Below are 6983 nucleotides of genomic sequence, written 5' to 3' on the forward strand. Positions count from 1 at the left end.
GACGCGACATGCAGCAAGCTTCGCAACACGCAAAAACCGGGGGTCAGCCATGAGCGTTAGCACACAAATCGAAGGCAGGGTTGCTCGCATTACGCTGGACAATCCTGACAAAAGAAATGCGTTTGATGACAGCATTATCACCTCGCTGACCGAAGCATTTGAGAAGGCAGGTAGTGATGACAGTGTCCGCGTGGTGGTGCTGCAGGCCGCCGGCAAGCATTTTTCTGCCGGCGCCGACCTGAACTGGATGCGCGCCATGGGCAAACAGGATGCGGCGCAGAACAAGGCCGATGCGCTGCGCCTGGCGCGGCTGATGCAGACGATTGACCAGTGTCCCAAGCCGGTTGTCGCCCGGGTTCAGGGCGCGGCTTTTGGTGGCGCACTAGGGTTGATCTGTGCTGCCGATATGGCGGTGGCCACCGACAGCGCACGCTTCTGTCTCAGTGAAGTGAAGCTCGGCATCGTGCCTGCGGTGATCAGCCCCTATGTGGTCCGGGCGCTGGGGCCGCGTCAGGCCGGCCGCTACTTCATGAGCGCCGAGGTGATTACCGCCGACAAGGCCGAGGCTATGGGCATCGTCCATGAAGTGGTACCGGAAGCGGAGCTGGATCAGGCGGTGGACGCGCTAGTGAGCAACCTGTTGCTGGCCGCACCCCAGGCACAGATCGAGGCGCGCAACCTGATTGAGCGGGTCAGCCAAGGCCCCATCGACAACGCCATGCTCACAGGCACCGCTGAACTGATTGCCCGGCTTCGCACCGGGGCCGAAGGCCAGGAAGGGTTGACGGCATTTCTGGAAAAACGCGCACCCAACTGGATGTAACCCACTTTTCCGTAGCAGCGTTGCTGGCGACGCGATCAACCCACGTAGGGGATCGCACTGCCAGCGACGCTTCTAAAAGCCCAAATAGGCATTTGTCATGGCCAAGATTAAAAAACTGCTGATCGCCAACCGCGGGGAGATTGCCCGCCGCATTATGCGTACCTGTCGTCAACAAGGTATCGCCACTGTGGCGGTCTATTCCGACGTGGATGCCACCCTGCCCCACGTTCACGAAGCGGATCAGGCGGTCTGTCTGGGTCCGGCACCGGCCCGCGACAGCTATCTGGTGATCGACAAGATTATCGCGGCCGCCAAAGAAACCGGCGCTGATGCGATCCATCCCGGTTACGGCTTCCTGTCTGAAAATACTGAACTGGCCGCAGCCTGTGAGAAAGCCGGCATCATCTTTGTTGGTCCCAACGCCCGAGCCATTGAGGTGATGGGCGACAAGGCAGCGGCACGCCAGCTAATGGCCGCCAGTCAGGTGCCAGTATTACCCGGTTTTGATGAAGAAGGTGCCCGTGACGAGGATTTGATCGCCGCCAGTACTACCGTAGGATTCCCGCTACTGATCAAAGCCGTGGCCGGCGGTGGCGGCAAAGGCATGCGAGTCGTCAATGACGCCGCAGAATTCAATGAAGCCCTGGCCGCGGCACGCCGTGAAGCCCGCAGTGCGTTTGGCGATGATCGGGTACTGCTGGAGCGCTATTTGCCCGCCGCCCGCCACGTGGAAGTGCAGGTATTTGCCGATAACCACGGCAATGTGGTGCACCTGTTCGAGCGGGATTGCTCAGTGCAACGTCGTCACCAGAAGATCATTGAGGAAGCGCCAGCACCTGGCCTTGACGAAGCTACCCGCAATGCCTTCGGCGAGGCCGCCGTACAGGCAGCCAAAGCCATCGACTACCGCGGTGCTGGCACCGTAGAGTTTCTCTACTCTCCAGCCAGTGGCGAGTTCTTCTTTATGGAGATGAACACCCGCCTACAGGTGGAACACCCGGTAACGGAAATGATCACTGGCGAGGATCTTGTGGCCTGGCAGCTGAGCGTCGCCGCAGGCGAAACCCTGCCCAAGGCCCAAGAAGATATTCACCGCCATGGTCATGCCATGGAGGTGCGACTCTATGCGGAAAACCCGGAACAGGGCTTTCTGCCCTCGTCCGGGCTGCTCAGCCACCTGCGCTGGCCCCACGAGCATGCCCGCGTGGATGCAGGCTACGAATCCGGTGACCGGGTGGAAGAATATTATGATCCCATGATCGCGAAGCTGATCTGCTATGGCGAAGATCGTGATGCGGCCCGTCAACAGCTCATTACTGCACTGCAGAACCTGGAGCTCAGTGGCATCCATCACAATACGCCCTTCCTGCTGCGGGTGCTGGCGGACGACGCCTTTGCCAACGCAGATCTGGACACCCGCCTGCTTGAACATCGCCCACACCTGATGGAAGCAAGCAGTGCCGCGCCTGAACTGCTGGCCTTGGCCGCCAGTCGCATTCTGGCAGCATCCGATCAGGCAGGGACGCAAGATAACCCGTGGCAGAGCCTGTCCGGGTGGCGTCCACTGGGGCAGCGTTTTCAGCTCAGTCAGCTACAGGTTGATGATGCCGTGCTGACCGTGCGAGAACAGGATGGCCATGCTGCTGTTGGCGAGCAAAGCCATGCCCTCGCCCTGGCACTACAGGAACAGGGGTTCCGGCTTCATTGGGGCGCTCATGGCTTGCAGGGACGCTATAGCGTCATTGATGCCGACACCCTGTTGTTGTTCGTGGACGGCCAGGCCCACCGCATTGTTCGCAACCCCAGCCGCGATAGTGCGCAACACGGGGCCGAAGGTGGCTTTGTGGCCCCCATGAGCGGCACCATCGTCGCACTGCACGTGGAACCGGGCAGCCACGTAAACAGCGGTGACGCCGTTATCACGCTGGAAGCCATGAAGATGGAACACACCCTGCGCGCCACAGTACCCGGTCGGGTGCATGATTTTCATGTGGCGGCTGGCGACAGCGTCAGTGAAGGCACTTTGCTGGTGGAATTTGAAGCTGACATCGAAGCATAGACCCCACTGGCATCAGGAACGCGGCGGAGATCCCCTGCGGGCATTTCCGCCCTACATTACCAATCAACCACCGTAGGGCGGAAATGGGCGTCAGCCCATCTCCGCCACTGGCAGGAGTTCCCCATGGCTTCCCCCCTTTGGCAACCCGGCAACGCACAACAGCACAGTCAGCTGGCCAAATTCTGGCAACAGGCCCGTGATAACAGCGGCCAGCCGTTGGCAGACTACAACGCCTTGCATGACTGGTCTGTCAACGAGCCGGAGGCCTTCTGGCAGCAGGTTTGGGATTTTTGTGAGCTAAAGGGCACACCCGGCGACACCGTATTGGCCCGGCAGGAACGCTTTCAGGATACTCGCTGGTTCCCTGACGCGCGGTTGAACTATGCCGAAAACTTACTGCGTCGCAATGACCAGCATTCTGCCCTGATAAGCGTACTGGAAGACGGCCATCGGCAGGTCATCAGCTACGCTGAACTGCGGGTGGCCGCAGGCCGGGTAGCCGCCCAGCTCAAGGCAGCGGGCATCCAGCCTGGTGACCGGGTCGCCGGGTTCATGCCGAACCGGATTGAGACCGTGATTGCCGCTCTGGGCGCAGCATGGATCGGTGCTGTGTGGTCATCCTGCTCCCCCGATTTTGGGGTTTCAGGGGTACTGGATCGTTTCGGCCAGATTGAGCCTCGTGTCCTCATTGCCTGTGATGGCTACCAGTACAATGGCAAATGGATTGATCTGGAGCCGCGCATCGATGCCTTGCATCAGGCCCTGGAACCAGAACTGTTGATTGTGGTGCCCGGCAAGGGCACAAGCAGCCGGGTAGAAAAAGCACTGATCTGGCAGAGCTGGCTGGATGGGGCTTCAACCGCCCCGGAGTTCACTCCCCTGCCCTTCAATCATCCGCTCTTTATTCTCTATTCCTCCGGTACCACCGGACAGCCCAAGTGCATTGTCCATGGGGCTGGCGGCACGCTGCTGCAACAGGCCAAGGAATTACAACTGCATGGCGATGTGGGCAGCGACGACACATTGTTCTATTTCACTACCTGCGGCTGGATGATGTGGAACTGGCTGATCTGCGGCCTGCACACTGGCGCGACCCTAGTGCTGTACGACGGTAATCCCGGCTATCCAAACACGGCCCGCCTGTTCGACTTGATCGACGCTGAAGCCATCAGCCACTTTGGCACCAGTGCCAAGTTTATTCAGGCGGTGGAGAAGTCCGGGCTCGTGCCCAGGGAAAGTCATCAGCTCGGCAGCCTGCGCATCCTGTTTTCCACCGGCTCACCGTTACTGCATGAAAGTTATGATTTCCTCTACCAACAGGTAAAACCGGATCTTCTGGTCAGTTCCATTTCTGGCGGGACCGACATCATTTCCTGCTTCGCCCTGGGCAACCCCTTGTTGCCGGTCTATCGCGGTGAACTGCAATGCGCAGGTCTGGGCATGGATGTAGCAGTACTGGATGATCAAGGAAACCTCCTGTCAGGCAGCAAGGGAGAGCTGGTCTGCCGACAGCCGTTTCCCTCCTGCCCGGTACAGTTCTGGAACGATCCCGATGGTAGCCGTTTCCACAACGCCTATTTCGCCCGTTTTGACGGCATCTGGGCCCATGGCGACTATGCCGAAACCGTCCCCCACGAGCATCATGATGGACTCATCATTCATGGCCGCTCCGATGCAGTGCTCAATCCTGGAGGTGTGCGGATCGGTACCGCAGAGATTTACCGCCAGGTAGAAACCCTGGATGAGATCCGCGAAGCCATTGTCGTAGGACAGGAATGGCAAGGTGACGTGCGAGTAGTGCTGTTTGTGGTACTCACTGCGGGTGAAGCATTGACGGATGCCCTGCAAGCCCGGATTCGCAAGGCTATCCGCGAGGGAGCCAGCCCTCGCCACGTACCCGCTGTCATTGCCGCCGTACCGGAAATTCCTCGTACCGTCAGCGGCAAGATTGTCGAACTGGCAGTACGCGAAGTCATTCATGGTCGCGAAGTCAGTAATCGCAACGCGCTTGCCAACCCTGACGCCTTGGCCCATTTTGCCCACAGGGTTGAACTCCAGGCATAAAGGAATCGCATTACAGTCATTGACGATCAGTCAGAAAGGCGCATCATGTGTGGAAACGGCAGTTTTGTGACATAAGGCACATGAATAACAATAACTTTTTCCGACTTCCGGCACTGTTCTTTCTGCTGATCTTTTCGCTGTCCCTTCAGGCCCAGATCATCACCCTCACCGGTGAGGATCTGAAACCCCTGCAGGGAAAACAGACGGGTCTTTATTCTTTCTTTTCCGTACAGGACGGTAAACTTCAGCCCGTACCCCACCAATGGGTGCAATGGTCTGAAGAAGGCTTCCCGTTTTTCGAGGAAGATGGCAGTACTCATCTTGCCGGTGACCCGGCTCGAATTGACGCAGCTGATCGATTGCTACTGCGATTCGAGGATGGTGGCACCGCACTCACAAACAGCACCTCTGAACAAGTCGCCGCAGAGCTGGCAGTGCAGCAAGGCGGAGAAACCCGGCTGTTTTATCTGGTCAAGAATGCCTACCTGCAAAGCACAGAGCGCTATGTGCAGTTTGATCCTGACACACTCACGATCAAGAGCACCGACTTTGCCCTGACCATGGCAGATCGCAATCTGTTCAAATGGAGTGACTTCTACTTTCGGGGCTTCAAAGGCGAAAACGGCCAGCGCCAGAGCATTCTCGATACACTGAAATTACGGCTCAGTGCCGGCATCTTTGGTGAAGGTAACCGCATTACCCTCAGCAATGACAATCTGGACCCCAAGGTAAAAGAAGTGATCAGCGGCCCCCTTGCTGCCATGGTCTATGCATCCACCTCCGTGAAGGTCGCCCGTGTACCGGTGCTGCGTATCCACAACTATTTCCTGGTCATGCCGCAACAGGTGGAAATCCACAGCCGCTTTACCCTTCCCGGCATCGCCGACACCGTGCTGGAACGGCCTGCACTGGATATCTCACTGGATGGCAACGGCCTGTATAACAGCAAACTGGTTACCAGCTGGACCGGAAACCATGTGGCCATCACCGATGGCAAACTGTCCAAAGCCGAGCAGGCCATGCTGAAGATGCCGCTACAGGGTGACAACTGGATCTGGTTTGGCACTGGCCGAGGCTTCGATATGCTGGCTCAACTGGCGTTCGTGAAAGGATTCAACACCCCCGCCAAACTGCTGTACCAGGACGATGCCAACCAGATCAATGAACCAGAACGTTTTGCCGGGCAGCTACCCAATGTGGGCTTCTCGCTGACCGAGTTGCCCTTTGGCGAGGAGTTCTACTTCATCACCCGCCTTTACTACAGCAAAGACAGCAACGGCCAGGGGCCGGGAGAGTACGCGCAAACCATGCTGGCCACACCCAGGACCAGCCTCACCGTCAAATAATCATCGCCTCGGACGGTCGTTACAATGAAAAGGGCCCGCATGAAAATGCAGGCCCTTTTTTACATCCTTTCATTATGAAACCGCATCAATCCGTTCTCATAAGGCGCTGGTAAATATGATCTTTCAACTGGAGCCGTTGATGCTTCATGGTTTCCATCTGTGCATCAGCCACCGGGCTTTCCCGCATCTCCAACCCGCGAATCTGCTTGTCGAGCTTGTCATGTTCCAGTATCTGCTCACGGAAAACCGGATCCTCCCTGGAAAGCAGGTCGATCTTCTCGTGTAGGTCGGGAAATTCATGATGAATGCTGTGATTTTCGCCCAACATGCTGATGACTCCTGTCTTCATTTCCGAAAACCAGCACATCTGATACAGACGTACTGAATCAATCACTAAGGAACCTCCGAACCATTCCGAGTTACTCAGAGGCGCGCTAACCTAACTAAATCACCACAATTCCTGATTAGATTCAAACTCTCATCCCCGTAACATTAAGGTGTCTCTGAATAACTCCTTACATGCTCAGTCTTTCAGGCTGGTTCGCAATCTAGGCGCGCTTTTGAAGGTGTATGTCCATCCATCAAAAAAGCGCAACAACGAGTGCGGGCCAGCCTGGAAGACCCGGAGGGCGAGGCCTGAAGCGCGCATCTGCTGCACCTTGCCTCTTGGAAAGGGAACCACCCTGACCAT

General features: G+C 57.4%; 5 protein-coding genes. 4 read left to right on the top strand and 1 reads right to left on the bottom strand.

Annotated features, from left to right (window positions below; genetic code table 11):
* The first annotated feature begins 49 nt into the window (after positions 1 to 49).
* The 4 genes from Y5S_RS05885 (at position 50) to Y5S_RS05900 (ending at position 6292) form a co-directional block, all read left to right on the top strand.
* Entirely contained in the window at positions 50 to 823 is a 774-nt protein-coding gene (locus Y5S_RS05885) for an enoyl-CoA hydratase/isomerase family protein (protein ID WP_035231208.1), read from the top strand.
* 97 nt (positions 824 to 920) lie between these two features.
* Complete coding sequence (locus Y5S_RS05890; RefSeq protein WP_035231209.1) at positions 921 to 2882, top strand: acetyl/propionyl/methylcrotonyl-CoA carboxylase subunit alpha; 1962 nt, start codon at positions 921 to 923, stop codon at positions 2880 to 2882.
* A 123-nt stretch (positions 2883 to 3005) separates the two neighbouring features.
* Positions 3006 to 4946, top strand: coding sequence for an acetoacetate--CoA ligase (locus tag Y5S_RS05895; protein WP_035231210.1), 1941 nt, complete (start codon positions 3006 to 3008; stop codon positions 4944 to 4946).
* 80 nt (positions 4947 to 5026) lie between these two features.
* Positions 5027 to 6292 carry a hypothetical protein gene (locus tag Y5S_RS05900; RefSeq protein ID WP_035231211.1) on the top strand — a complete coding sequence of 422 codons (1266 nt, stop codon included), beginning with the start codon at positions 5027 to 5029 and terminating at the stop codon, positions 6290 to 6292.
* An 85-nt stretch (positions 6293 to 6377) separates the two neighbouring features.
* Here Y5S_RS05900 and Y5S_RS05905 read toward each other — a convergent pair whose 3' ends face one another.
* A complete protein-coding gene (locus tag Y5S_RS05905) occupies positions 6378 to 6686 on the bottom strand; it encodes a YdcH family protein (protein WP_231552634.1) in 309 nt (102 codons plus the stop codon).
* Positions 6687 to 6983: the final 297 nt, after the last annotated feature.

Origin of the sequence: Alcanivorax nanhaiticus (genome assembly GCF_000756665.1) — a bacterium.
Classification (GTDB): Bacteria; Pseudomonadota; Gammaproteobacteria; order Pseudomonadales; family Alcanivoracaceae; genus Alcanivorax; species Alcanivorax nanhaiticus.